Raw genomic sequence first — 26,092 nt, 5'->3', positions numbered from 1 at the left:
AGCTTCTGCCAACTTGCAAAAGCGCCGGCTCACTGGTCGAACCTGATGAAATCTTTTCACCCTTTCACCGGGCTTGTGGCGCTCGGCCTGCTGCTGCTCTCGCTTGCGCAGGCCTCAGCTCAGCTTTTCGAGACCAAGGCCGCCCAGGCCTTCATGATCGATGCCGAAACCGGAACCGTGCTGTTTTCCAAGGACGCCGACAGGTTGATCCCGCCGGCCTCGCTGGCCAAGCTGATGACGATGGAAGTGGCTTTCGACGCCATCAAATCAGGGCGCATGACGCTCGATGACACCTTCGTGGTGAGCGAGAACGCCTGGCGCAAAGGCGGCGCTCCTTCGGGGACATCGACCATGTTCGCCAAGCTCAAGTCGACGATCCGGCTGGAAGACCTGATCCAGGGCGTGACCGTGCAGGCGGCCAATGACGGCTGTATCGTCATCGCTGAAGGGATGGCCGGGTCCGAAGCAAACTTCGCGGCGCAGATGACCGGGCGTGCCCGCCAGATCGGCTTGCAGAAATCGACTTTCGTCAATTCCACCGGTCTGCCGGCCGATGGGCAGCAAACGAGCGTTCGCGAACTCGCGCTTCTGGCGCTGCATATCTGGCGCAACTACCCGGATCTCTATCGCTATTACGGCCAGAAGGATTTTACCTGGAACAAGATTTCCCAGAGGAACCGCAATCCGCTACTGGCCATGGACATAGGCGCCGACGGGCTCGCGGTCGGTGCCAGCGAGCAATCCGGGTTCGGCATTGTCGGCTCGGTCAGCCACAACGGCACAAGGGTGATCGCGGCGATGAGCGGTCTGGCAAACGACCGTGAGCGGGCTGAGGAAGCGCGAAAGCTGCTCGACTGGGGCGTTCGCTCCTTCGAGAAGACTGAAGTATTCGCCAAGGACGAAGTGGTTGGCGAAGCCCAGGTCTTTGGCGGTGCCAAGTCCGGTGTCGCGTTAAAGGCAAAAGGACCGGTGCAGATCTTCCTGCCGATCACCAACCGCGACAAGCTCACCGCCAGGATCGTCTATGACGGACCGGTGGCAGCGCCGGTGGAGGAGGGGCAGCCGGTGGGTACGCTGCGCGTCTGGATCGGCGATACGCTGAGCCAGGAGACGCCGCTGTTTGCCGCCGAGTCGATCGGTGTCGGTTCGCTTCCGCAGCGCGCGCTCGACGCCGCCAAGGAACTGGCCGTCGGCTGGCTGCGTTAGCACCGTCGCGGTGGACCTTTTTTTCCGCCGGGACTATACGGTCCCCGAAGTATGGACAAAGGCTTTGGCGCGCGGATTTTTCATCACTTTTGAAGGCGGCGAAGGAGCAGGCAAGTCGACGCAGATCGAGCGGCTGGCAAAGAAGATGCGCGCCAAGAAATACGATGTGCTGGTGACACGTGAGCCGGGTGGCTCGCCGGGCGCGGAGGCGGTCAGGCATGTCCTGCTTTCAGGCGCAGCCGAGCCGTTCGGCCCCAAGATGGAAGCTCTGCTTTTCGCCGCTGCGCGTTCCGACCATGTCGAACAGGTCATCCGGCCGGCAGTCGAGCGCGGTTCGGTCGTACTTTGCGATCGTTTCATGGATTCCTCGCGCGTCTACCAGGGCGTCACCGGCGGCCTCGACCCGGCATTCATGGACGCATTGGAGAAGGTCGCCATCAACGGCATGATGCCGGACATGACACTGATCTTCGACATCGACCCGGCCGAGGGCCTGAGGCGCGCTACCGCCCGGCGGGGCAGCAGTAACGGACCGGACCGCTTCGAGAAAGAAACATTGGCCATCCACCAACGCCGGCGCGAGGCGTTTCTCGCGATCGCCTCAGCTGAACCCGAACGCTGCGTTGTCGTCGATGCCTCAGCCGACCTAGATGCGGTGGAGGATGTCGTTACCGCCGCGGTCTTCGCGGCTCTCGAGAGGATGATGCCGGCGCAAAGAAGGCAGGCGGCGCCAGCATGATTTTCGAACGCATCGCGCCCGAACAGCACGACACGCTGGACGGGGTGCCCGAGCCATCCGAGACGCCGCGTCTTGTCGGTCACCTGCAGGCGGCCAACATGCTCGCCACCGCTTACCGCTCGGGAAAGCTGCCGCACGCACTGATCTTTGCCGGACCGGTTGGCATCGGCAAGGCGACGCTGGCCTTTCACCTGGCGCATCATCTGTTGAAGCACCCGGCCTTCGAGCAGGCGCCGGAAAGCCTTGCCGTTCCAGATCCGGCTTCGTCGCTGTTTCGACAGATCGCCACCGGCGCGCATCCTTCGGTGCTGCATCTTACACGCCCGGTGAACGACAAGACCAAGAGCTTCAAGACAGTGGTCACGGTCGACGAAATCCGCAAGGTCAGCCGTTTTCTGTCGCTGACCTCGCACGACGGCAGCTACCGGGTGGTTATCGTCGATCCCGCCGACGACATGAACACCAATGCTGCCAATGCCTTGCTGAAGAATCTTGAAGAGCCACCCGCGCGCACCTTATTCATCCTCATCGTCCATGCGCCGGGCAGTCTGCTGCCGACGATCAGGTCGCGCTGCCAGATGGTGCGGTTGGCGCCGCTCGATGCCGAGAGCTTGATGACGGTTCTGGAGGGCATCGAGCCGCCGCCACCGGAGGATCCTGCGGCGCGCGCGGCGCTGGCGGAGCGGTCAGGGGGCAGCGCGCGCAATGCGATCCTGTTGACGCAGTATGGCGGGCTCGAAATCGCCGCCACCCTCGACGCTCTGGTGATGTCCAAGAAGTTAGATGTCGCGGCGGCCTACCGTCTTGCCGAGGCGGTCGCCGGCCGCGACCAGGCGATCCCGTTCGAGATATTCAATCGCCGCGCGCTTGATCTGCTGTCGGCCGGCGCCAGCCAGGCCGCGCTCGCCGGCGATCTCGCGCGAGCCAAAACGCTGTCGGATACTTGGCACGCGGCTTTGAACGCTATATCTGAAACCGAGACCTACAACCTCGACAAAAAGCAGCACGCCCTGACCATGATCGACCGCCTGAATTCTGCAATGCGAATGTGACGGCCGCTGGCGTGGCTTTTGAAGCCCCTGAGTATTGATTCCCAATCAATCGCAGGAACTTCGAAGCCACCACATTGGCGTCGGATGGCAATTGCCGTTTCGATGCGATATCTCACCGCGACATCTTTCATTCAGACATTCATGACGGCTCATCCATGGCACGCGAAAAATACTACGTCACGACGCCGATTTTCTATCCGAACGGCAAGCCGCATATCGGCCATGCCTACAATGTCATCGCCAGCGACACGCTGGCCCGCTTCCAGCGGCTCGATGGCAAGGACGTCTTCTTCGTCTCGGGAACCGACGAGCACGGTTTGAAGATGCAGCAGACGGCGGACGCCGAAGGCCTGACGCCGAAAGCGCTTGCCGATCGCAACTCGGCGATCTTCCGCTCGATGCTCGAAGCGACCGGTTGCTCGAACGACGTTTTCATCCGCACCACCGAAGAGCGTCATTACAAGGCCTGCCAGGCGATCTGGACGCGCATGGCTGAGAATGGCGACATCTACCTCGACCGCTACAGTGGCTGGTATTCGGTGCGGCAGGAAGCCTATTTCGACGAGGCCGAAACCAAGGTCGGTGACGACGGCGTGCGCCGCGAACCGCTCGGCTCGCCTGTCGAATGGACCGAGGAAGAGAGCTATTTCTTCCGCCTTTCCGCCTATCAGGACAGACTGCTCGCGCTCTATGAGAACAGCCCCGAGTTCGTCGGACCGGCGGAGCGGCGCAATGAAATCATCAGCTTTGTCAAATCCGGCCTGAAGGATCTGTCGATCTCGCGCACCACATTCAAATGGGGCGTGCCGGTGCCCGGCGATGAGAAGCATGTGATGTATGTCTGGGTCGATGCCCTAACCAATTACATCACCGCCGCCGGTTATCCGGATCCGACCAATGAGAGATGGTCTTTCTGGCCGGCGAACGTCCACGTCATCGGCAAGGATATCATCCGCTTCCACGCGGTCTACTGGCCGGCATTCCTGATGTCGGCCGGCATCGAATTGCCGAAGCGCGTGTTTGCGCATGGTTTTCTGTTCAACCGTGGCGAGAAGATGTCGAAGTCGGTCGGCAATGTCGTCGACCCGTTCGCGATGATCGAGCACTACGGCCTCGACCAAGTGCGCTATTTCTTCATGCGCGAAGTGCCGTTCGGCCAGGACGGCAGCTACAGCCATGATGCAATCGTCAACCGCACCAATGCCGACCTCGCCAACGATCTCGGCAATCTGGCGCAGCGCTCGCTGTCCATGATCGCCAAGAACTGCGGCGGCGTGGTGCCTAAGCGCGGCGAATTGAGCAATGCCGACAAAGCGATCCTCGATCAGGCAGATACCGCCCTTGTCACGGCGCGCAGGACGATGGCCGACCAGGGCATCCACTTTGCTCTGGCGGCGATCTTTGGCGTGGTGGCCGAAGCCAACCGCTATTTCGCCGGGCAGGAGCCATGGGCACTGAAGAAGACCGATCCGGCGCGCATGGAAACGGTACTGTGGACGACCGCTGAGGTGATCCGGCGTGTCGGGTTGCTGTGCCAGCCCTTCATTCCGCAGTCGGCGGCAAAGCTGCTAGACCTTTTGGCGGTGCCGGCCGGCAGCCGTAATTTCGAGCATGTCGCGGAAGGCCATTCGCTGGTATCCGGTACGCCGCTGCCGGCGCCGGAACCGGTATTTCCACGCTATGTCGAGCAAACGGGTACAAGCGCCTGATGCTGGTCGACAGTCACTGCCACCTCGACTTTCCGGATTTCGCCGAAGAGCGGGCGGCCATTGTCGCCCGCGCCCTAGCGGCCGGCATCGGCCGAATGGTGACGATCTCGACGAGGGTGAAGCGATTTAACCAAGTGCTTGAGATTGCAGCGACTTTCGATGAGGTCTATTGCTCGGTCGGCACCCATCCGCATAATGCGGCCGAAGAGCTTGACGTCACTGTCGATGATCTGGTGCGGCTCTCTGCTCATCGCAAAGTGGTGGCGATCGGCGAGGCCGGACTCGACTATTTCTACGATCATGCGCCGCGCGACGCACAGGCGCAGGGCTTTCGCACCCATATCGCCGCGGCGCGCGTGACCGGTCTGCCGCTGGTCATCCATTCGCGCGACGCCGACGACGACATGGCTGATATCCTCGAAGAAGAAACGGGGAAGGGCGCCTTCCCCTTCATCCTGCACTGTTTTTCGTCGGGGCGTCGGCTGGCCGAGATCGGCGTGGCGCTCGGCGGCTACGTCTCGTTTTCCGGTATCCTGACCTTCAAGAACTCCGCCGAGCTGCGCGCCGTCGCCGCCGATGTGCCGCGCGACCGTCTGCTGGTCGAAACCGACGCGCCATACCTTGCGCCGATCCCGTTTCGCGGCAAGCGTAATGAGCCCGCCTATGTCGCGTATACAGCCAAGGTGCTGGCGGAGACGATCGGCTTCAGCGAGGCCGAGATCGCTAATATCACCACGGATAATTTCTTCCGGCTGTTCAGGAAAATGCCGCGCCCGAGCGCGCCGGGCGCCTGACGCATGAGCGACCGGCTACGTCTTACCGTCCTCGGCTGCGGCTCATCGCCGGGCACGCCACGCATCACCGGCGACTGGGGCAATTGCGATCCCGCGAACCCCCGGAACCGGCGCACGCGCACCGCAGCGCTCGTCGAGCGGATCGCGGCGAATGGCGCCCGGACCACGGTCGTCATCGACACCGGCCCGGATTTCCGCGAGCAGATGCTGCTGGCATCCGTCAAGCGCATCGATGCGGTGGTCTATACACATCCGCATGCCGACCATATCCACGGCATCGACGATCTGCGCGGCTTCGTGCTCGAGCAGCGCCACCGGATCGACATCCATGCGGATCAGGCTACCATGCTGCGCCTACGCGAGGCGTTCCGCTACTGTTTCGAAACACCGCAAGGCAGTTCGTATCCGCCGATCGTCAACGCCCATATCATCGACCACCACAGGCCGGTGGTGATCGCAGGCGAGGGCGGCGCCCTCACCCTCGAACCGCTGCTGCAGCTCCATGGCGACATCACCTCGCTGGGTTTCCGCATCGGCGGGCTGGCCTATTGCCCTGACGTCAGCGACTTTCCGGAGGCGACCGCCAAGCGTTTGCGCGGGCTGGACATGCTGGTCATCGACGCGCTGCAATACACCGTCCATCCGAGCCATCTGTCGCTTGGCCAGGCGCTTGGCTGGATCGAAGGACTGGCGCCGAAGAACGCGGTGCTGACGCATATGCATGTTCCGCTCGACTACGCCACGGTAATGGCCGAGACGCCGGCCAACGTCGAGCCTGCTTATGACGGCATGACGATCGAAATCCCTTACGAATCAGCGTGAAGGGCGAGGTTTTTACGGCTGGGTTCGCGGGTTTGGATCTCGCGGAGTGCTATCTTCACGCCACATCCAATCGGCTACGCCAGTTCCATAATCTATCTTATGCGACTAAAGGCTATAGCATCCGTTGGCGGCGAGATTAGACCGTTCACTCTTAGACATTCGCAACAGCGCTGTGGGGCAACGGGCATGCTAGGATTGCGAATCATGAAGACGCTTCCGCTGCTTGCAGGTCTTGCCCTCACCCTCGCCTGCGCGCTCACCGATGCGCGAGCTCAGGATGTCAGTCGTACGCCAGGCGAGAACGACCTGGCTTTCGCCAAACGTGTTGTTGGGTTCGCCGACAATGCTGATCCGCACACCACAGCCGTGAGCTGGAACGGCCTCCAGACACTCTTCGTCGATTACCAGACCGCCGAGGAATATCCGGAACGCCCGCTCGTCGCGCTGCAACGGCTAGCTGACAACAGATATCGCGCAATCCAGGTCACGCTCGGTGAACAAGAGGGCGACACACCGGACATCGCGCTCGGCCTCGCCAACGCCGACCACGACCCGGCAAAGGAACTGATCGTGATACTTTCCTGGGCTCAGATGCACTACGATGTCGAAGGGACGCTCTACGAAGTTCGCATCTTCGATGGCCCCAAGCCAGGCCAGAAGGCGCTGACTCAATTGAAAGCGAGCCGGAAGTTCGACGCCACATGCGACTGCCATTGGCGCGACGGCACAACGAAGCACTTCCGCTTCAAGACGATCGCAGCGGTCAAGGCTGAACTGAAGCGCCTGGGTTATTAGCCGCCGGCGAGGGCTCGCTTCCCGGATGTTGCCCTCGCCATCTCGCCTATGCTTACCCGCAATCGTCCCCAGCGCCGGTACAGGCACAGTCTGGGTCGCTCATCAGAACTCCATATCACCGAAGTCACCGCCATTGTCGGAGCTGGCATCGCCTGCCTGATCGGCTTCGTCCGGCTGCGGCGTCGGCTGTTCAGCTGCCTTCGCTTCGCTGCCGCCAAACACGCCGGCGATCGCGTTGCCGAGCAGCACGCCGCCCGCCACGCCCATCGCGGTCTGCGCGGCGCCGGCAAGAAAACCGCCGCCTGCCCGCTGTGGCGTGTCCTGCGGCCCTTCAGTTGCAACGGAGGCGGTGCGCCCTACCCGCGGAACCGAGCCTGAGCGCCTGCCGTCGCTGCGGCCGAAGAAGCCGCTGAGCGGTCCACCGCCGGCCGGCTGCCGCGCCTGCTCCTCCAGTTCTTCTATGCGCGCCTGAGCTGCGTTCAGGGCCTGCTCCTGCACCACGATCGTCTGGGCCATGTAATATGGCGCCCCAGGCTGCTGGGTGATCTGGTCCTGGATGAAGCGCTCTGCTTCGGCATCGCGCGGGGGCGCCTGGCGCTCGGCGCTTGCCAACTTCTCGAAGAGCTGTCCGATCGCTTGCTGATCGTTTCTGTCCATGATGTCCAACTCCGGTCTTGGTTCAACGCCGGCTATTCGCGCTCGCCGGTGAAGTTCAACAGCAGTTGGAAGATGTTGATGAAGTTCAGATAGAGCGAGAATGCACCGAAGACAGCGAGTTTCTGCTGTGATTCCGCGCCGAAGTTTTCCGCATACTGCTCCTTGATCGTCTGGGTATCCCAGGCGGTGAGGCCGATGAAGACGGCGATGCCGATCACAGAGATCGCGAATTGGAGCGCGGTCGAGCCCAGGAAGATATTGATGATGCTGGCGATCACCACGCCGATCAGGCCCATGATCAGGAACGACGAAAACTGCGTCAGGTCGCGTTTGGTCGTGTACCCGTAAAGGCTGGTCGCGCCGAACATGGTGGCGGCGATGAAGAAGGTGCGTGCGATGCTGGTGCCGGTAAAGACCAGGAACACGGAAGCCAGCGACAGGCCCATGACCGCGCAGAATGCCCAGAACATCGCCTGGGCGCCGGCTGCCGACATCGCCTGCATCCGAAACGAGAACAAGAGCACAAAGGCCAGCGGGGCCAGCATCACCACCCATTTCAGCGGTGTGGAGAAGATCGGCACGTAAAGAGCGGGCGTGGAAGCCACCACGAACGCGATCACGCCCGTAACGACGAGGCCAAGGCCCATATAGTTATAGACGCGCAGCATGTGCCGGCGCAGGCCTTCATCGTAGACGGCTCCGGCTCGGGCTCCGGCCCCGATATATCCGAGATTGTTCATGTGGTTCTCCTTCTTGCAGGTCGATCAGTAAAGCGTTTTGGCGAGGGCTTCGGCCGTGCGATCGAGACCGCCGACATCGCTGCGTCCGACGACCGCGTAGGCGACCTCGCCGATCTGGAAATAAGCCGAGGAAACTTCGCCCGAGGGAACGACGGTCGGCTTGACGACGTCGAATGTTCCGGGCCTGATCGCGAACAACGAGACCAGCCCCATCTCTTTCGTCTCGACAGCCATCTCGACGCTCGGTCCGAATTGCGATGGATAGATCTGCACGTCACGGACCGTCCAGTCCGCCGGCAGCGATGGCATCACGATCGCCGTCGCGGCGCGGATTTCGTCGGCATTGTAGCCGGGTGCTTCGGGTTGCGACGACATCGCCTCGCGCACGAGCGTCGTGCGGTGCGCCCGGACCGCGTCCTCCACATAGGCCGGCGGATGGGTCGAAGCGACGACTTCCGTCACCGATATCGGTCCGATGAGCCCGTTCGCAAGCCAGCCGGCAGCGACGAAGACAGCAACTGCCGCAGCTCGCTGCAAAGCACCAAGGACGCGGCCGCGCGCCAATCCCCGCTCCAGCCGCCGTGCAGCATCGGCCGTCGCGGGCCGCGCCATGCCTTTCGATCCGGCAAGCGCCACGCGCAATTCGTCACGCATCCGTAAGTCGGACATCACCCGCGCGGCCGCGTCCGGGCGGGCCGAAAGGAACGCCTCGACCTCGATGCGACGAGCCACGTCCAGCTGATCGTCGACATAGGCGTCGAGATCAGTGTCGGTGACGGGATCGCGCAGTTGGTTCATGATCCACCTCCGACGATCTTCAGATGGCCTTTCGCGCGTGCCGGCACCGCGTCCTCCATCTCGCGCAGGGCCGCACGCGCCCTGCCGATGCGCGACATCAGCGTGCCAAGCGGCACGCCACTCACCTCAGCGGCCTGGCTGTAGCTAAGCCCCTCGATGGCGACGAGATGCAACGCCGAACGCTGCTCCTCCGGCAATTCGAAAAACGCTTCGCGCACCTGCGCCAGACGGACCGAATGTTCCTGCGGCGCCGGGACATTCGCCTCGGCGAGATAGCCGGCCTGTTCGATGCGCATTGCTTCGGATTTGCGGGACCGCAGACCGTCGATGAATGCATTATGGACGATCGACAGCAGCCATACGCGAAGATTTCCGCCGGAGCGGAAGCTGCCGCGTCGCTCATAGGCACGCACCAGCGCATCATGCACCAGATCCTCTGCATCGGCGCTGTCGCGCGTCAGCGAGCGTGCATAGCGGCGCAGCGAACCGAGCTGTCCCAGAATATCGAAGCGTGGCATCGGCCGTTTCATGTCCTGTTTACGGAGCAGGTCGGGATGTTAATCCCGCTCTCCCCGAAATTTTCTTACGGCTCGCCGCGTTCTCGTCCTGGGAGATATCGGGCCCGCTCTCGCCCGCCAGATAGTATCGGCCGCCTTCGAGGCAAACCGGCGCCGAGTTGGCGCATATGAAACTGCTGGCAAAGCACGGCCGGTTTGCGTATCACTCCGCCGCCAACGGAACCTTATCGATGTTCGAAAATCTCCAGCCCGCGCCTGCCGACAAGATCCTGGCCTTGATCGGCCTCTATCGCGCCGACCCGCGTCCCGACAAGGTCGATCTTGGGGTCGGCGTCTATAAGGATCGCGACGGCAAGACGCCGGTGATGCGCGCGGTGCGCGAAGCCGAAAAGCGGCTGCTGCAGGGCCAGGATACCAAGACCTATCTCGGCCTTGCCGGCGATACCGCCTTCAACGCGGCGATGGCCAGGTTGGTGTTCGGCCCAGCCGCCGACATGACGCGCATTCGTGCGGCGCAGGCGCCAGGCGGCTCCGGCGCGCTGCGGCTGGTAGCAGAGCTGCTGAAAAGGACCCGCACCGACGCGATGGTCTGGCTGTCGGATCCGACATGGCCGAACCACATGCCGGTGATGCGCGCCGCTGGCCTGCAGATACGCGAATATCCCTATTTCGACGCTGCTTCTGGTGCGGTTCGCTTCGACGACATGCTGAATGCATTGAGAACCGCGAATCCTGGCGACGTCGTATTGTTGCATGGCTGCTGCCATAACCCGACAGGCGCCAATCTAGACATCTCGCAATGGGCTGCCATTGCCGATCTTGTCGTTGAGCGCGGCCTGCTGCCCTTTGTCGACATCGCCTATCAGGGCTTTGGCGAGGGACTTGATGCGGATGCCGCCGGCTTGCGCCTTCTGGCGGCAAAAGTTCCGGAAATGGTCGTTGCCTCCAGCTGCTCGAAGAACTTTGCCGTCTATCGCGACCGAGTCGGTGCAGCGCTGATCATGGCGAAAGGTGGCGCGCAGGCGGATTTGGCGATGGGCCAGATGCTGTCGGCGGCGCGCGCCATGTATTCGATGCCGCCGGACCACGGCGCGGCGGCGGTGCGCATCGTGCTTGAAGACCCCGCATTGCGTTCCGACTGGGAGGCAGAGCTTGAAGAGATGCGGCTGCGCATGCTGCGGCTGCGCGTCCAGTTCGCCGAGGCGCTGCGGCGGCAGTCCAACTCCGACCGTTTCGATTTCGTCGCCAGCCATCGCGGCATGTTTTCCCGGCTTGGCCTGTCGGAGGCGCAAGTCGAGCGGCTGCGCGCCGAGCATGCCATCTATATGGTCGGCGACAGCCGCATCAACGTTGCCGGCCTGCCCGAGGACGGCATGGATGCGCTCGCCAAGGCGATAGTCTCCGTGCTCGACTGATGCTTTTGCTAACTAGGATCTTCCGGAAACCGGCTTCCACTTTCGTATCATGGTCTGGCGGCCCGTCTGTGGACAAGGCGCCCTCACCGGCTGAAGCCGTTGGCCGCACAGCCGTGTACAGGATAGCGTTTCCCAGATGAAACCCTCGAAAGACATTTCCCGACTGATCGAGATCATGGCAGCGCTGCGGGCGCCGGAAACCGGCTGCCCGTGGGATATCGAGCAGGACTTTTCGACAATCGCGCCGTACACGATCGAGGAAGCCTACGAAGTGGCGGACGCCATTGCGCGTGGCGATCTGGACGATCTGCGGGATGAACTCGGCGATCTCCTGCTGCAAGTGGTCTACCACGCGCAAATGGCCGAGGAGGCCGGCGAATTTTCATTCGGCGATGTGGTCCTGGCCATCACCACAAAAATGATCCGCCGCCACCCCCATGTCTTCGGCGACGACAAGGCGCGCAGCGCCGGCATGGCCAAGGGCATGTGGGAAAAGATCAAGGCAGAGGAAAAGGCGGAGAAGCGCAGTGCGCGCCTCGCCCGTGGGCTCGACCCGGAAGACCATGGCAAGGGCTTTCTCGACAGCGTGCCGGTCGCCCTGCCCGCGCTGACCCGGGCGCTCAAGCTGCAGGAAAAGGCCGCCCGCGTCGGCTTCGACTGGAGCGAGGCGGCGCCGATCCTCGACAAGATCGAGGAGGAGATCGGCGAACTACGCGAGGCGCTGGCCAAAGGCGACACTGCGCCGATCAAGGACGAGTTCGGCGACATGCTGTTTGCGGTCGTCAATCTCGGCCGGCACCTCAAAATTGATTCCGAAGCGGCACTCAGCGGCACCAACGAAAAATTCCGGTCGCGCTTCCACTATGTCGAGCGGACGCTGCAAGCGTCGGGAAACAGCCTGGAAGAGGCGACACTGGACGAGATGGAAGCGCTCTGGCAGCAGGCAAAAAGCGCGAAGTAACCGCCTCTACCCGTTGTTTTGACGGCGCAATCGGCTTTCGATCTCCTGCCGAGCGCTGTGTGTAGCTTTAAGCGCGACGGTTACGCTGCCATCCTCATTGTCGTCGCGCGAGATGATGTCGCCGTTGCGGTAAAGCCAGTCGACGACGCCGAGTTGGTCGGGCTTGAGTGTGACGGTGAAGGTCTCCAGTTCGCCCGACATCATCGTCTCGATGATCGCCTTCAGCGCATCGATGCCCTCGCCGGTTACCGCCGATATGGCGATCGGCGGTGCCTTCTTGCCGTCAGCACCATCGGCAAGCAGCCGCGCCCGGTTGCCCTCGTCGAGCCGGTCGATCTTGTTCCATACTTCGATGACGCGCTTGCTATCGCGGGCATCGACGCCGAGATCGGCAAGGATGCGCTCGACATCTTCGGCCTGCGCGGCCGTATCGGGATCGGAGATGTCGCGCAGATGAATGACGAGGTCTGCCTCGACCACTTCCTCCAGCGTCGCCCTGAAGGCCGCGACCAGATGCGTTGGCAGGTCGGAAATGAAGCCGACCGTATCGGAAAGGATGATCGGCGTGCCGTGCGGCAGACGCACGCGGCGCAGCGTCGGGTCGAGCGTGGCAAACAGCATGTCTTCGGCCAGCACCCCTGCTCCGGTCAGCCGGTTGAACAGAGTCGACTTGCCGGCATTGGTGTAGCCGACGATCGCCACTACCGGAAATGGCACCTTCTTGCGCTTGGCGCGGTGCAGGTCGCGGGTGCGGCGCACAGTTTCGAGCTCGTGCTTCAGCTTGGTGATCTTGTCCTGCAGCACACGCCGATCCGACTCGATCTGGGTCTCGCCAGGGCCGCCGAGAAAGCCGGCGCCGCCACGCTGGCGCTCGAGGTGGGTCCAGCTCCGCACAAGGCGGCCTTTCTGGTAGTTGAGATGGGCAAGATCGACCTGCAGCGTGCCTTCCTTGGTGCGGGCGCGCTCGCCGAAAATCTCCAGGATCAGCCCGGTGCGGTCGAGCACCTTGGCGTTCAACTCTTTTTCGAGGTTGCGCTGCTGTACCGGGGTCAGCGGATGATCGACAATGACCACTTCCGCGTGGCCCTCTTTGACGATCTCAGCGAACTCCGCCACCTTGCCGCTGCCGAGCAAGGTCGCCGGGCGTGGATCGTTGACGGTCACCACCGCCGTGTGGACCAGGTCGAGGTCGATGGCGCTGGCGAGGCCGACGGCCTCGTCGCGACGAGCCTCGGCGGAACGGGTCAGGCGGGGGCGGTTGGTGTCGTCGTCGCCACGCGGCTGCCGGGTAAGCACCGGCACGATTACCACCGCCCGGGTCGGGCCGTTGGCCTCTGTCCCGGTCTGATGTGCTGGTTTTCCGCGAACGCGGCGGTCCGCGTCTTTCTCACGTGCCAATCAGGCGCCCTGGCTTTCCTCACCATCGAACATCTGAACCGGCTGGCTCGGCATGATCGTGGAAATAGCGTGCTTGTAGACAAGCTGGGAATGGCCGTCGCGACGCAGCAGAACGCAGAAATTGTCGAACGAAGTGACCACGCCGGTCAGCTTCACGCCGTTGATGAGAAAGATGGTGAGTGGATTTTTGCTCTTGCGAACTGAATTCAGGAACAGGTCCTGAAGATTTTGCGATCGTTCCGCCATTGTTCTTGTCTTTCGCCGATCCCCTTCGGTTTGCAGGCCAATGCGCCAAATTAGCCGGCACATGTCAAGCACGCAAACACCATCTTGCCGTCAGTAACGACAAGCAGAACGAGATATATTGATGTTCATTCCATCTGTGCGGTTATCAGGCTGGACTTTTTTCCGCAACGTCAAAAAAGGCCTGCCGTAATGAAACTGTTATCGAGCCCGGGTGGCCGTTGGCGACGGGAGCGCCATCGATCGCCACCACCGGCATGGCAATCGTGGTCGCGGAGCTGATGAAAACCTCGCGCGCGGCCTTGGCTTCGGCCACCGAAAAACCGCGCTCCTCGATCGTCAGGCCGAGCTTGGCGGCCACGTCGAACAGCGTCGTACGGGTGATGCCGCGCAGGATGCCGTGCTCGGCCGGCCGCGTCACCAGCACGCCATCCCCGGTGATGATCCAGGCGTTCGACGATCCACCTTCCTTGACGGTGCCGTCGACATCGACGAACCAGGCCTCCTGAGCGCCGGCTTCCTTGGCTTTCTGCTTGGCCAGCACGTTCGGCAGCAGGCCGACCGACTTGATATCGACCCGATCCCACCGGTTCTCCGGCACTGTGATAACCCGGATCCCGCTCTCGGCCCGCTTCGCGGCAGCTGCAGGATCGGCTTTTTTGGCAGTCACCACCAGCGACGGCTTCGTCTCCGCCGGCGGGAAGAAAAACTCGCGGCTGGCGACGCCGCGTGTCACCTGGACATAGACCAGGCCGTCGACGACATGGTTGCGGCGCACCACCTCGCGCATGACGAGCGGCAGCACGCCGCGCGTGATCGGCCAATCGATCGAGAGTTCGGCAAGTGAGCGGTTCAATCGGGCGAGATGGCGCGGCATGTCGACGATGAAGCCTCGTGCCACCTCGCAGACCTCGTAGACGCCGTCGGCGAATTGATAGCCACGGTCCTCGATATGCACGGAAGCTTCGGCGTGAGCGACGTAGCGCCCGTTCACATACGCAATGCGCGGCATGGCTAATCCCTGAGAGAAGTCCAGCTTTCTTATGCGATTCCAAGATCGCCGTAACCGATAATTGCGTGGGCCACGACTGGTTTGGCTGTCAGACGCCCAGCGACTTCAGCTTGCGGTGCAATGCAGAGCGTTCCATGCCGATAAACTCTGCCGTCTTCGAGATGTTGCCGCCAAAACGGTTGATCTGGGCGATCAGATAATCCTTTTCGAATTGTTCGCGCGCTTCCCGCAGCGGCAGCGCCATTATGTGCTGATCGGACTTGTTTGGAGTGCGAGGCATGACGTCGCCGATCTCGGCAGGCAAGAGGTCGGCGGTGATCGGCGCATCGACATCGTCGCCGCGCGCCAGGATCATCAGCCGCTCGACATTGTTGCGCAACTGGCGAACGTTGCCCGGCCAGTTGTGCGCCTGCAGCACAGCCAGCGCGTCGTCGCCGATGCGGCGCGGCTTGATGCCGGCCTGGCGAGCGATCTGCTTCATGAAATTGTCGACTAGATAAGGAATGTCCTCGCGACGCTCGGCCAGTCCCGGCACCATGACCGGAACCACGGCCAGGCGATGATAAAGGTCCTCACGGAAACGGCCGTCGGCGATCATGGCTTCCAGGTTCTGCGAGGTCGACGAGACGATGCGCACGTCGACCTTGACCCGCTTGGTGCCCCCTACCCGCTCGAACTGCTGTTCGACCAGCACGCGCAGGATCTTGTTTTGCGTCTCACGCGGCATGTCGGCCACTTCATCGATGTAGAGAATGCCGCGATGGGCTTCCTCCAGCGCGCCGACCTTGCGTTCGACGCCGTTCGATTCGGTGCCGAACAACTCGATCTCCATACGCTCAGGCGTGATGTTGGCGGCGCTCAGCGTCACAAACGGTGCACTCTTGCGCGCCGACAGTGCGTGGATGGCGCGCGCCGCCAGTTCCTTGCCCGAGCCGGAGGGGCCGATAATCATGACGCGGCTGTTGGTCGGCGCGACGCGCTCGATGGTCTGGCGCAATTGGCTCATTGCCGACGACATGCCGATGAGGTCGAAAGTCTCGCCGCTGCGCAGCTTGAGATCCGAAACCTCGCGTCTCAATTTGGAGGTTTCGAGCGCCCGTTCGGCAATGAGGATCAGCCTGTCGGCCTTGAATGGCTTTTCGATGAAATCATAGGCGCCGCGGCGGATGGCCGAGACTGCCGTTTCGATGTTGCCGTGGCCCGAGATCATTACCACCGGCAGGTTCGGGTGCATCGTCTTGATCTCGTCCAGCAAGGCCAGGCCATCGAGCCGCGAGCCCTGCAGCCAGATGTCGAGGAAGATCAGCCTGGGTGCCCGGTCGGCGACCGCCGCCAGCGCGCTGTCGGCATCAAACGCCGTGCGTGTTTCGTGACCTTCGTCGCTCAGGATACCGGCGACGAGTTCGCGGATGTCTTCCTCGTCATCGACGATGAGAATATCAGACGCCATTACCGACCTTTTCAGTTTCTTTTTCGTGTTCCGTCTTGCCCTCGCCGCGTACCGGAACGGTGGCGGCAACCGGCAGGATGATGCTGATCATTGCACCCCGCCCATCGTGGAAGTCCGCTGGTGCATCGTGCAATTCGAGTCGCCCGCCATGGTCCTCCACGATCTTCTTGACGATAGCGAGGCCAAGCCCGGTGCCTTTCTCGCGTGTCGTCATGTAAGGCTCGAGCAAGCGCTGCCGGTTCTCGCGCGGCAAGCCCCTGCCGTTGTCGATGACGTCGATTCGAATCGCGCCATTCTGACGCCCGGCTTGAATCCGGATTATGCCGTGCGGACGATCCTCTGCATCAAGTCCGTCGATGGCTTCGGCAGCATTCTTGATGACGTTGCCGAAAGCCTGCGCCATCAGCCGGCTGTCGAACGTGCCTTTGAGCGGCTCATTGCCGAAGACGCGCTCGAAGGTGATGTCGGCCCGGCTCACTTCGACCAGGAACGAGGCTTCGCGCAACGAATCGCGCAGATCGATGGCCTTCATTTCCGGTTTCGGCATGCGGGCGAACGCCGAGAACTCGTCGACCATGCGGCCGATGTCCTCCACTTGCCGGATGATGGTGTCGGTGCATTGATCGAAAACCTCACGGTCCTCGGTGATGACTTTGCCGTAACGCCGCTTGATACGCTCGGCCGAAAGCTGGATCGGCGTCAGTGGATTCTTGATCTCGTGGGCGATGCGTCGCGCCACGTCGGCCCATGCGGAGGAACGCTGTGCCTGGACCAGATCGGTAATGTCATCGACTGTAACGACGTAGGATTTATCCTCCGAACCGTCGTCGCCGGCTTCGATCGTGATCTGTACGTTGAAGGTCCGTTCAGTGCCGGCACGATAGAAGGTGACCTGTTCGCGATAGACCGGCTTGCCCGACTTGCGGCCGATCTCGAAGACGCGGCCGACATGCGGCAGCACGGCCGAAAGGTTCTGCCCAAGCGCTGCCGTGGCGGATATGGCCAGCATCGTTTCCGCCGAACGGTTGACGATGGTGACGATGCCATATGGATCGACGCCGATGACCCCGGCGGTGACGCCGGCAAGCACCGCCTCCGAAAAGCGCCGCCGCTCGTCGATCAAATCCTTGGCCGACAGGATCTCGTTGCGCTGCGATTTCAGCTCCATCAGCATCTTGTTGAAGGTGTCGCCGAGCGAGGCGACGTCACCGTCGGAGGGGCGGACAGGCACGGCCACGTCGAGATTGCCGGTAGCGACCTCGTCGGCCGCGCCGATGAGCTGACGAATGGGCCGCACCAGGCGGTCGGCCACCGCAATGCCGGTCCAGATGGCGGACAGGATGATGATCAGCGTCAGCGACAGATAGGGAAGCGCGAAAGCCACTTGCGAGGTGCGGCGATTGTCTTCGAGACCGCGATATTCGGCGGTGTTGGACTTGACGATCTGCCGCGCCTTTATCACCTCGGGATCGACGAGGCGAATGGTGTAGAGATAGAGGCCGTCGATCTCGCGCAGCTTGACGATGGCACCCATGATGTTGCGGGTGCGCGGCTCTATCAGCACCGGCTTGCCGTCGGCAGCGCTTGCCACGGCGCCCTCAGGCGGCTCCGGCATGGCAAAGTCCGCGTCGGTCTTGGCGCTCATAACGAAGGAACCATCGGGCTTGATGAGTGCTGCGTGCGCCAGCGAGCGTCCCACCGCCTCCTTGTTCATGAGGTCGAGAAAACCGGTACGATCGAGGCCGTAGAGCGTGCGCGAAGCGTCGAGGTCGTAAGCCATCGACAACGTCGTGCCCTGAAGATTTCGGGCGTTTTCCTGCACATAGGCGTCGGCGATCGACAACGACGAATTGACGATCGTCTTGGTGCGGATCTCGAACCAGCGGTCGAGGCCGATGTCGAGCGTGATCGACGCGATGATCGCCACCATGATCGCGGGGATGGCGGCGACCAGCGCAAACATCGCCACAATGCGCACATGCAGGCGCGACGCAGCCTTGCCGTGCCGGCGTGCCATCAGGATGCGATGCACCTCGCGGCCGACCAGCAAGATCAGAAACAGGACGAACGCCGCATTAAGCGCAATCAGCGCCAGCGTCGTCCTCGCGTCGGGCGTGATCGGCGTCGCGCCGACCAGAATGGCGAAGGAGATCGCCGCCGTCACCAGCGCACCGGCAACGGCGATCACGCCCGGCAGCGCAAGCAGCCGGCGACCGTCTCGCGCGCCGGTATTGCTGAAAAGCGATTTGCTCAGTGTCGGTGCGTGCAGGGCCATGTCGCCGTCTAGAGCCAGTGATTGCGTCGGATGTATGCAACGCATTGTGGCGATTATGCAACAAGTGTGGCCGAGACGGAAATCTTTCGGCAATCGATCCCCTGGAAAGCGCTCTTAAAGGGATTCGTCTAGACCTGCCTGGACGACTTGTAGACGTTGACGCCGAGTTCGCGAATCTTCTTGCGCAGCGTGTTTCGGTTGAGGCCCAGCAATTCCGCAGCCTTGATCTGGTTACCGCGCGTTGCGGTCATCGAGGCGAGGACCAGCGGATATTCGACCTCGGAGAGGATTCGCTGATAGAGCCCGGCCGGGGGCAAGTCGCCGGCAAACGAGGCAAAATAGCGTTGCAGGAAATGCTCCACCGCCTGGCCGATGGAAAGGTCGTCGGGAATGAGGTTGCCGCCACCTGGAACGACAGGCCTTTCGCCGGTCTTCAACTCCGCCTCGATGATCTCCGCGGAGATCTCGTCCTGCGAATACAGTGCGGCCAGCCTGCGGATGAGATTTTCGAGTTCGCGCACATTACCCGGCCATGGGTAGCGCTTCATCAGCTCGATGCCGCCGGTGGAAATGCGCTTGGTCTGCAGGCCTTCACTGGCGCCGAGCTTGAAGAAGTGCCGGACGAGGTCCGGAATGTCCTCCGATCGCTCGCGCAGCGCCGGCAGCCTGAGCGGCACAACGTTCAAGCGGTAGAACAGGTCCTCGCGGAAAAGCCCCTGATTGATCAGCGTGCGCAGGTCCTTGTTGGTGGCAGCGACGATGCGCACGTCGGTCTTGATCGGCGTGCGGCCGCCGACCGTGGTGTATTCGCCCTGCTGCAGCACACGCAGCAGCCGCGTCTGCGCTTCCATCGGCATGTCGCCGATCTCGTCGAGGAACAGCGTGCCGCCTTCGGCCTGCTCGAAACGGCCAGTGGAGCGGTTCTGTGCGCCGGTAAAGGCGCCCTTCTCGTGCCCGAATAGTTCCGATTCGATCAGGTCGCGTGGGATCGCCGCCATGTTGATGGCAACGAAGGGACCGCCTCGGCGGCGGCCATATTCATGCAGCGCGCGCGCCACCAGTTCCTTGCCGGTACCCGATTCGCCCGAGATCATCACCGTCAGGTCGGTCTGCATCATGCGCGCCAGCATGCGGTAGATGTCCTGCATGGCCGCCGAGCGGCCGACCAGCGGCATCGTTTCAGGCGGCTCGTCGGCACGCGTATCGATCTTCGGCCGCCGCGGTTCGGAAAGAGCGCGGTTGACGATGTTGAGCAACTCGGTCAGGTCGAACGGTTTCGGCAGATACTCGTAGGCCCCGGTTTCGGAGGCACGAATTGCTGTCATGAACGTGTTCTGCGCACTCATGACGATGACCGGCAGTTCCGGTCGCGCCTTCTTGATGCGCGGCAGCATGTCGAAGGCGTTCTCGTCAGGCATGACAACGTCGGTGATGACCAGATCGCCCTCGCCCGCCGCCACCCAGCGCCACAGCGTCGAGGCATTGGAGGTGACGCGCACGTCGTGGCCGACGCGCGAAAGCGCCTGGTTGAGGACCGTGCGGATGGCCGCATCGTCGTCAGCGACGAGAATATTGCCGCGAACGGTCATTTGCGGTCTCCTTCACCGTCGTCGTCGGTGCCAAACTGAGTTTCTTTCCACGCCGGCATCAGGATACGGAAGGTGGTCCCGCGCGGCGTCGATTCGCATTCAATGATGCCGCCATGCTCGCCGACGATCTTTGCGACCAGCGCCAGACCGAGACCGGAGCCGTTCGGCTTGGTGGTGATGAAGGGATCGAACAGGATCGGCAGGATATCCTCGGAGACACCCGAACCGTTGTCGCGCACGCAGAATTCCAATGGCAGCGACACGCGGTCCTGCGTTCCGGGCACGGAAACACGGATGCCCGGGCGGAAGGCGGTCGACAGCATGATCTCGCCCTGCGGATCGCTGCCGATCGCCTCGGCGGCATTTTTTACCAGATTGAGAAACACCTGGATGAGCTGGTCGCGATTGGCAAAAACCGGAGGCAATGATGGATCATAATCCTCTAATATCTTGATCCTCTTGGCAAAACCGTTCTTGGCGATTGCCTTGACATGGTCGAGCACGACATGGATGTTGACGGGGTAGCGGTCGATCGGCCGCTCGTCCGAAAACACCTCCATGCGGTCGACCAGCGAGACAATGCGGTCGGTCTCGTCGGTGATCAGCCTGGTCAGTGCGCGATCCTCGTCGGACGCCGACAGTTCAAGCAGCTGCGCGGCACCACGAATGCCGGACAGCGGGTTCTTGATCTCATGGGCAAGCATCGCGGCAAGGCCGGTGACCGAGCGCGCCGCACCGCGATGCGTCATCTGCCGGTCGATCTTGTCGGCCATTGAGCGTTCCTGGAACATTACCACGACGGAGCCTGGAAATTCCGTCACAGGCGCGACGTAGAGATCGACCACCTTCTCGATGCCGAGCCGCGGCGACGACACGTCCACCCGGTATTCGTTGACTGGCGCCCGGCGCTCGCGCACCTGGTCGACAAGCGTCAGCAGCGGGCTGCCGAAAGGAATGAGCTTGTGCAGCGTGTTGCGGGCGAGCATCGTGGCGCTCGAACGGAAAAAATCCTCGGCATCGGCATTGGCGAAGGTGATGAAGCCTTGCGGATCGACCATGATCACCGGCCGACGAATGGTGTTGAGCACAATATGCGCGGCGTCCGCCATATCCGTGCTCTGTGTGACGGTGGCGTTCATGCCGCACTCCGCAGGTTCGCTGCTTCGGGAGCGCTTGAAAATACGTCGCGCAGCAAGGAAATGACGCGCCCAGGCTCGAAAGACGTGAGTATGGCCTTGCGCCGGTCGTCGCTTGTGGCGGCGTGGCGGTCGAGATACCAGCCGAGATGCTTGCGCGCCTGGCGCAATCCGCTTTCCACGCCATAGAGCGTCAGCATGTCTTCGTAATGGGCAATGACGTAATCGGTCAGCGGTTGCGGGCTTTCCGGCATGCCGGATACCGGCTCGGCCAACGCGGCCGCTACAATGCTGCCGGCGGTCCACGGCGCGCCATAGTGCGCACGGCCGATCATCACCGCGTCGGCGCCGGATTGGTCAAGGATCGACGCAGCCTCCGCCGGCGAGCCGACATCGCCATTGGCAACCACAGGGATCGAGACGGCCTGCTTGACGCGTGCGATGGCACGCCAGTCGGCCGTGCCCTGATAGAACTGGCAACGTGTGCGGCCATGCACCGTCACCATCATCACCCCGGCCTGCTCGGCGCGTCGCGCCAGCATCGGCGCGTTGAGCGCGCCTTCGTCCCAGCCGAGCCGCATTTTGACCGTGACCGGCACGTCGACCGCGCCGACTACCGCTTCGATCAGCGACAGCGCGTGGTCGAGATCTCGCATCAGTGCCGAACCGGCATAGCCGCCCGTCACCTTTTTGGCCGGACAGCCCATGTTGATGTCGACGATGTCGGCGCCTTCGCCGGCTGCGATTCGCGCGCCCTCGGCCATGTGCGCCGCCTCACGGCCGGCAAGCTGGACCATGTGGACAGGCAGCCCGGAATGACGGATGCGCAGGCCGGAACCAGCCCTGCCCTTTGCAAGCTCGCCGCTCGCCACCATTTCCGATACGACCAGCCCGGCGCCATGCGCATGGGCGCGTTGCCGGAACGGTTCGTCGGTGATGCCCGACATGGGCGCGAGAAATACGCGATTGCGGATTCTCACGCCACCCACATCCAGCGGCGAAGCCAATTTGGTCACATCAGGCATGCACAAAAACCAAGCACCTTCGGTTGCTGCACATTCTCTAGCCAGAACGGCGGCAATGTGCAACGCGCAATGTCGTGACATTAAGGCGCATTTGGGAAAAATACGGATCGCTGCACCGCATCAATCCTGGGTCTTCCAAAAGCGATACCACTTTTCGGGATCATGCGTTAAGCGTCTCGGCATGAGAGATGCGAGCGAAAAGCAAGCTGCGGACGACAAGGTCGCCGTGGTCATCGTTGCTGCCGGCCGCGGCGCGCGCGCCGGACAGGCCAAGGGGCCGAAGCAGTACCAGCAAATCGGCGGCGGCGCCGTTATCGCACGCACGCTCGGCGCCTTTCTGACGCATCCGAAGATTGGACCTGTCGTCGTTGCTATCCATGCCGACGACGGCGCGCTTTTCCGCCGTGCGGCCGGTGCGAACGCCGACCGTGTCGTCGCGGTGACCGGCGGTACGTCACGGCAGGAGTCCGTCCGCCTTGGACTGCTGGCGTTGAGAAGCAATGCGCCGGGCCGGGTCTTGATCCATGATGCGGCCCGGCCGTTTGTCGATGCGGAACTGATAGACCGCACGATCGCCGCCATTGGCGAGCGCCAGGGGGCACTGCCTGCCTTGCCGGTTGCCGATACGCTCAAGCGCGAAACGGCCGAAGGCATGATCGGCGAAACCGTGTCCAGGGCCGGGCTTCATGCCGCACAGACACCGCAAGGCTTTCCGTTCTGGCCGATCCTGGCTGCGCACGAAAAGGCTCATCATCTGGGCAAAGCGGATTTCACCGACGATGCGGCAATCGCCGAATGGGCGCATATTCCGGTGAAGATCGTTCCCGGCTCGCCGGACAACGTCAAACTGACCTGGGCACGGGATATTGCAATGGCGGATCAGCGGCTTTCCAGCGCCCCGCGTTTTCCCGACATCCGAACCGGCAATGGCTATGACGTCCATGCGTTCGTGCCCGGCGACCATGTCACCCTGTGCGGCGTCGCCATTCCACACGATAGGAAGTTGTCCGGCCATTCGGATGCCGATGTCGGTCTCCACGCCTTGACCGACGCCCTGCTCGCCACCTGCGGCGCCGGTGACATCGGCACGCATTTCCCGCCCTCCGACCCGCAGTGGAAAGGGGCCGCTTCACGCATCTTCGTCGAACACGCGGTGAGGCTGGTGCGCGCGCGCGGCGGACGCATCGCCAACGCCGATATCACCCTGATCTGCGAGGCGCCGCGCGTCGGCCCGCATCGCGAGGCCATGACCGAAGCGCTTTCGGCAATGCTGCGAATTTCGCGCGATCGCATCTCGATCAAGGCGACAACCAATGAGAAGCTCGGCTTCGTCGGCCGTGAGGAAGGCATAGCGGCCATCGCGACTGCCAGCGTTGTGTTTCCAGGGGATGTCCCTGAATGAGCAATAGCGGTCTCGCAGATGCCCTGCTTAAGGCCTGCCAGCAGCGCGGCATGATGCTGGCGACGGTGGAGAGCTGCACCGGCGGCATGATCATCGCCGCGCTGACCGACATCGCCGGCTCTTCCGCGGTGGTCGATCGCGGCTTCATCACCTATTCCAACCAGGCCAAGACCGAGATGCTCGGCGTCTCGGCCGCTACGCTCGAGGCGCACGGCGCGGTCTCGCGCGAGACTGCGGTGGAGATGGCGGCCGGAGCCTTGGCGCATTCGCCGGCCGGGCTCGCCCTGGCGGTGACCGGCATCGCCGGTCCGGACGGCGGCTCGGCGGAAAAACCTGTCGGCCTGGTCTGGTTCGGCGTTGCCGTGGCTGGCCGGCCGGTAGTCAGCGAATGCCAGCTGTTCGCCGACAAGGGCCGCGATTACATCCGCAGGGAGACGGTCCGTCATGCGCTTGAACTGGGTCTGCGCGCGCTCGCTGCGGATCAGGCCGTCGATGGCGCGCCGTAGATGATTTCGGCCCGTTTCTCGAACGCCTCGGAGAACATGCGGAAGGCGCGGTCGAACATGGTTCCCATCAACGCACCCAAAATGCGGCTCTTGAACTCGTAGTCGATAAAGAAGCAGACGTTGCAACCAGCGCCGTCCGCCGGGTCGAAGCGCCAGACATTGCTCAGATATTTGAAAGGGCCGTCGATGTATTTGACATCTATGGCGTTCTCGTCCGGCTTCAGCAGCACCTGCGTGGTAAAGGTCTCGCGGATCGCCTTGTAGCCGATGCTCATGTCGGCGATGAGCAAGGTGCGCCCGTCGCGTTCCTTGCGTGAGCGAACCGTCAGTGCCTCGCAAAGCGGCAGGAATTGCGGATAGGATTCGACATCGGCGACCAGAGCGAACATCTGCTCCGGCGTATGCGCAACGCGGCGATGGGCTTCGAATTGTGGCATAAAACCAGTGTTAGGCGGACTTTTTGAGAAACGCTTCGCGCGCCGCGCGCAACCTGGCAAAGTCGTCCCCGGCATGGTGCGACGAGCGCGTCAGCGGGCTCGACGCTACCAGCAGGAAGCCCTTGGTCCTGCCGATCGTCTCAAAGGACTTGAATTCCTCCGGCGTGACGAAGCGGATCACCGGATGGTGCTTCTTCGACGGCTGCAGATATTGGCCGATGGTCATGAAGTCGACATTGGCCGAACGCAAATCGTCCATCAGCTGCAGAATTTCGTTCCGCTCCTCGCCAAGGCCGACCATGATGCCGGACTTGGTGAAGATCGAGGGGTCAAGCTCCTTGACCCGCTGCAAGAGCCTGATCGAGTGGAAATAGCGCGCGCCCGGCCGAACCGTCAGATAGTTAGACGGCACGGTCTCGAGATTATGGTTGAAAACATCCGGCCTGGCCGCCACCACGATCTCCAGCGCACCGTCCTTGCGCAGGAAATCGGGCGTCAGGATTTCGATCGTCGTCGACGGGGTTGCTGCCCTGATCGCACGGATGACATCAGCAAAATGCTGGGCCCCGCCGTCGGCCAGATCGTCGCGATCGACGGAGGTGATGACGACATGGCTCAAGCCCATTTGCTTGACCGCATGCGCGACGCGCGCCGGCTCGTCGGGATCGAGTGCGGTCGGGATGCCGGTGGCGACATTGCAAAAGGCGCAGGCCCGCGTGCAGATCTCGCCCATGATCATGAAGGTGGCGTGCTTCTTCTCCCAGCACTCGCCGATATTGGGGCAGCCCGCCTCTTCGCAAACCGTCACCAGTTTGTGAGACTTCACGATTTCGCGCGTCTCGGCATAGCCTTTCGACATCGGCGCCTTGACGCGGATCCAGTCAGGCTTGCGCAGTACGTCCTGATCCGGCTTGTGCGCCTTTTCGGGATGCCGCAGGCGCGGCGCATTGGCAATCGTGTCGAGGACGGTGACCATGTGAAACCCGGCTCATTGGCAAGCGCTTGTCCAGCGCTCGCTCTACCCACGTCATCTAGGACTTTTCGGCGAAAAGAAAAAGGCCGCGATCACGCATGCCGCGGTGACCTTTTTCGCATAGCAAGTGCCGACAGAGGTTAGCGGCGCACCAGTCGTCCGACCGCAATCAGAATGCAGGCACCGATGAAGCCGGTGATCAGATAGGCTATCCAGCCGACGCCGAAGATGCCGATGTTCAGGGCCTGCAAGATGGCGTTCAACACGATTGCGCCGACAATGCCGAGAATGATGTTCATGAGGATGCCGGTATTGCTCTTCATGACCATCTCGGCCAGCCACCCCGCCAGGCCACCGATGATGATGGCTGCAACCCAGCCCACGCCGTTCATTTCCATATGCCCTCTCCTTGTATGATGGATGATGCCTGCGAAACGAAT

At 62.4% G+C, this 26,092-nt stretch carries 26 protein-coding genes; 11 read left to right on the top strand and 15 right to left on the bottom strand.

The genetic code is table 11. From position 1 onward, the window contains the following. Positions 1-45: 45 nt before the first annotated feature. From NKI41_RS09955 to NKI41_RS09925, 7 genes are all read left to right on the top strand, one after another. Positions 46-1,206, top strand: a complete 1,161-nt coding sequence (locus tag NKI41_RS09955; RefSeq protein ID WP_352471861.1) for a D-alanyl-D-alanine carboxypeptidase family protein — start codon at positions 46-48, stop codon at positions 1,204-1,206. Between the two features lie 64 nt (positions 1,207-1,270). Then, a complete protein-coding gene (gene tmk, locus NKI41_RS09950) occupies positions 1,271-1,945 on the top strand; it encodes a dTMP kinase (RefSeq protein WP_352682724.1) in 675 nt (224 codons plus the stop codon). Next, the gene (locus NKI41_RS09945; RefSeq protein WP_352682722.1) at positions 1,942-2,997 is read left to right on the top strand and encodes a DNA polymerase III subunit delta'; all 1,056 of its coding nucleotides are present in this window, start codon (positions 1,942-1,944) and stop codon (positions 2,995-2,997) included. The genes tmk and NKI41_RS09945 overlap by 4 nt, the downstream gene beginning before the upstream one ends. 122 nt (positions 2,998-3,119) lie before the next feature. After that, entirely contained in the window at positions 3,120-4,706 is a 1,587-nt protein-coding gene (gene metG / locus NKI41_RS09940) for a methionine--tRNA ligase (RefSeq protein WP_352542029.1), read from the top strand. Next, the gene (locus NKI41_RS09935; protein WP_352682720.1) at positions 4,706-5,500 is read left to right on the top strand and encodes a TatD family hydrolase; all 795 of its coding nucleotides are present in this window, start codon (positions 4,706-4,708) and stop codon (positions 5,498-5,500) included. The genes metG and NKI41_RS09935 overlap by 1 nt, the downstream gene beginning before the upstream one ends. A gap of 3 nt (positions 5,501-5,503) precedes the next feature. After that, positions 5,504-6,322, top strand: coding sequence for an MBL fold metallo-hydrolase (locus NKI41_RS09930; RefSeq protein ID WP_352542013.1), 819 nt, complete (start codon positions 5,504-5,506; stop codon positions 6,320-6,322). A gap of 204 nt (positions 6,323-6,526) precedes the next feature. After that, positions 6,527-7,117 carry a hypothetical protein gene (locus NKI41_RS09925; RefSeq protein WP_352471855.1) on the top strand — a complete coding sequence of 197 codons (591 nt, stop codon included), beginning with the start codon at positions 6,527-6,529 and terminating at the stop codon, positions 7,115-7,117. 102 nt (positions 7,118-7,219) lie between these two features. Here NKI41_RS09925 and NKI41_RS09920 read toward each other — a convergent pair whose 3' ends face one another. Genes NKI41_RS09920 through NKI41_RS09905 form a run of 4 tightly spaced genes read right to left on the bottom strand, consistent with a single transcriptional unit; the run spans position 7,220 to position 9,842 of the window. After that, entirely contained in the window at positions 7,220-7,774 is a 555-nt protein-coding gene (locus NKI41_RS09920) for a DUF2076 domain-containing protein (RefSeq protein ID WP_352682718.1), read from the bottom strand. A 32-nt stretch (positions 7,775-7,806) separates the two neighbouring features. After that, entirely contained in the window at positions 7,807-8,514 is a 708-nt protein-coding gene (locus tag NKI41_RS09915; RefSeq protein ID WP_352682715.1) for a Bax inhibitor-1/YccA family protein, read from the bottom strand. Positions 8,515-8,538: 24 nt separating this feature from the next. Next, entirely contained in the window at positions 8,539-9,312 is a 774-nt protein-coding gene (locus NKI41_RS09910) for an anti-sigma factor family protein (RefSeq protein ID WP_352471852.1), read from the bottom strand. Further along, a complete protein-coding gene (locus NKI41_RS09905) occupies positions 9,309-9,842 on the bottom strand; it encodes a sigma-70 family RNA polymerase sigma factor (RefSeq protein ID WP_502896504.1) in 534 nt (177 codons plus the stop codon). Before NKI41_RS09905 ends, NKI41_RS09910 begins: the two co-directional genes overlap by 4 nt. Before the next feature lie 218 nt (positions 9,843-10,060). Here NKI41_RS09905 and NKI41_RS09900 point away from each other — a divergent pair, with 218 nt between their 5' ends. Both NKI41_RS09900 and mazG read left to right on the top strand, forming a co-directional pair. After that, positions 10,061-11,245, top strand: a complete 1,185-nt coding sequence (locus NKI41_RS09900) for an amino acid aminotransferase (RefSeq protein ID WP_352682713.1) — start codon at positions 10,061-10,063, stop codon at positions 11,243-11,245. Between the two features lie 136 nt (positions 11,246-11,381). Then, the gene (mazG, locus tag NKI41_RS09895; protein WP_352471848.1) at positions 11,382-12,206 is read left to right on the top strand and encodes a nucleoside triphosphate pyrophosphohydrolase; all 825 of its coding nucleotides are present in this window, start codon (positions 11,382-11,384) and stop codon (positions 12,204-12,206) included. A 6-nt stretch (positions 12,207-12,212) separates the two neighbouring features. Here the strand turns inward: mazG and hflX are convergent, their stop codons facing one another. From hflX to dusB, 8 genes are all read right to left on the bottom strand, one after another. Then, on the bottom strand, positions 12,213-13,604 hold the full coding sequence (gene hflX / locus NKI41_RS09890; RefSeq protein ID WP_352502925.1) for a GTPase HflX: 1,392 nt from the start codon (positions 13,602-13,604) through the stop codon (positions 12,213-12,215). After that, positions 13,605-13,850, bottom strand: coding sequence for an RNA chaperone Hfq (hfq, locus tag NKI41_RS09885; RefSeq protein ID WP_006202172.1), 246 nt, complete (start codon positions 13,848-13,850; stop codon positions 13,605-13,607). It lies immediately after the preceding gene. Positions 13,851-13,995: 145 nt separating this feature from the next. After that, a complete protein-coding gene (locus tag NKI41_RS09880; protein ID WP_352682711.1) occupies positions 13,996-14,859 on the bottom strand; it encodes a D-amino-acid transaminase in 864 nt (287 codons plus the stop codon). An 88-nt stretch (positions 14,860-14,947) separates the two neighbouring features. After that, on the bottom strand, positions 14,948-16,309 hold the full coding sequence (gene ntrX / locus NKI41_RS09875; protein ID WP_352471845.1) for a nitrogen assimilation response regulator NtrX: 1,362 nt from the start codon (positions 16,307-16,309) through the stop codon (positions 14,948-14,950). Beyond that, positions 16,299-18,584 (bottom strand): sensor histidine kinase NtrY-like, encoded by a 2,286-nt coding sequence (locus NKI41_RS09870; protein ID WP_352502927.1) that lies wholly within the window; start codon positions 18,582-18,584, stop codon positions 16,299-16,301. The genes ntrX and NKI41_RS09870 overlap by 11 nt, the downstream gene beginning before the upstream one ends. Before the next feature lie 128 nt (positions 18,585-18,712). After that, on the bottom strand, positions 18,713-20,173 hold the full coding sequence (gene ntrC, locus NKI41_RS09865) for a nitrogen regulation protein NR(I) (RefSeq protein WP_023675074.1): 1,461 nt from the start codon (positions 20,171-20,173) through the stop codon (positions 18,713-18,715). Further along, a complete protein-coding gene (locus NKI41_RS09860; RefSeq protein WP_023675075.1) occupies positions 20,170-21,312 on the bottom strand; it encodes a two-component system sensor histidine kinase NtrB in 1,143 nt (380 codons plus the stop codon). The genes ntrC and NKI41_RS09860 overlap by 4 nt, the downstream gene beginning before the upstream one ends. Beyond that, positions 21,309-22,334, bottom strand: a complete 1,026-nt coding sequence (gene dusB / locus NKI41_RS09855) for a tRNA dihydrouridine synthase DusB (protein WP_352682709.1) — start codon at positions 22,332-22,334, stop codon at positions 21,309-21,311. Before dusB ends, NKI41_RS09860 begins: the two co-directional genes overlap by 4 nt. A gap of 181 nt (positions 22,335-22,515) precedes the next feature. On the opposite strand from dusB, the gene NKI41_RS09850 reads away from it, so the two are divergent. Beyond that, positions 22,516-23,736: a bifunctional 2-C-methyl-D-erythritol 4-phosphate cytidylyltransferase/2-C-methyl-D-erythritol 2,4-cyclodiphosphate synthase gene (locus NKI41_RS09850; RefSeq protein WP_352682707.1), complete on the top strand. Its 1,221-nt coding sequence runs from the start codon at positions 22,516-22,518 to the stop codon at positions 23,734-23,736. After that, positions 23,733-24,242 carry a CinA family protein gene (locus NKI41_RS09845; RefSeq protein ID WP_352682705.1) on the top strand — a complete coding sequence of 170 codons (510 nt, stop codon included), beginning with the start codon at positions 23,733-23,735 and terminating at the stop codon, positions 24,240-24,242. Before NKI41_RS09850 ends, NKI41_RS09845 begins: the two co-directional genes overlap by 4 nt. Here NKI41_RS09845 and NKI41_RS09840 read toward each other — a convergent pair. The 3 genes from NKI41_RS09840 to NKI41_RS09830 all read right to left on the bottom strand — a co-directional run bounded on the left by NKI41_RS09840 (position 24,218) and on the right by NKI41_RS09830 (position 26,050). Further along, complete coding sequence (locus tag NKI41_RS09840) at positions 24,218-24,679, bottom strand: type II toxin-antitoxin system RatA family toxin (RefSeq protein ID WP_352471840.1); 462 nt, start codon at positions 24,677-24,679, stop codon at positions 24,218-24,220. The two genes, NKI41_RS09845 and NKI41_RS09840, sit on opposite strands and share 25 nt — an antisense overlap. 10 nt (positions 24,680-24,689) lie before the next feature. Next, the gene (gene lipA / locus NKI41_RS09835) at positions 24,690-25,655 is read right to left on the bottom strand and encodes a lipoyl synthase (RefSeq protein WP_352471839.1); all 966 of its coding nucleotides are present in this window, start codon (positions 25,653-25,655) and stop codon (positions 24,690-24,692) included. A 137-nt stretch (positions 25,656-25,792) separates the two neighbouring features. After that, entirely contained in the window at positions 25,793-26,050 is a 258-nt protein-coding gene (locus NKI41_RS09830) for a GlsB/YeaQ/YmgE family stress response membrane protein (RefSeq protein ID WP_292655302.1), read from the bottom strand. Positions 26,051-26,092 lie beyond the last annotated feature (42 nt).

The sequence above is a fragment of the Mesorhizobium sp. M0601 genome (assembly GCF_040320845.1).
GTDB lineage: Bacteria > Pseudomonadota > Alphaproteobacteria > Rhizobiales > Rhizobiaceae > Mesorhizobium.
Note: the sequence above shows the minus strand (reverse complement) of the source record. Positions and strands in the feature narration are given on the sequence as shown.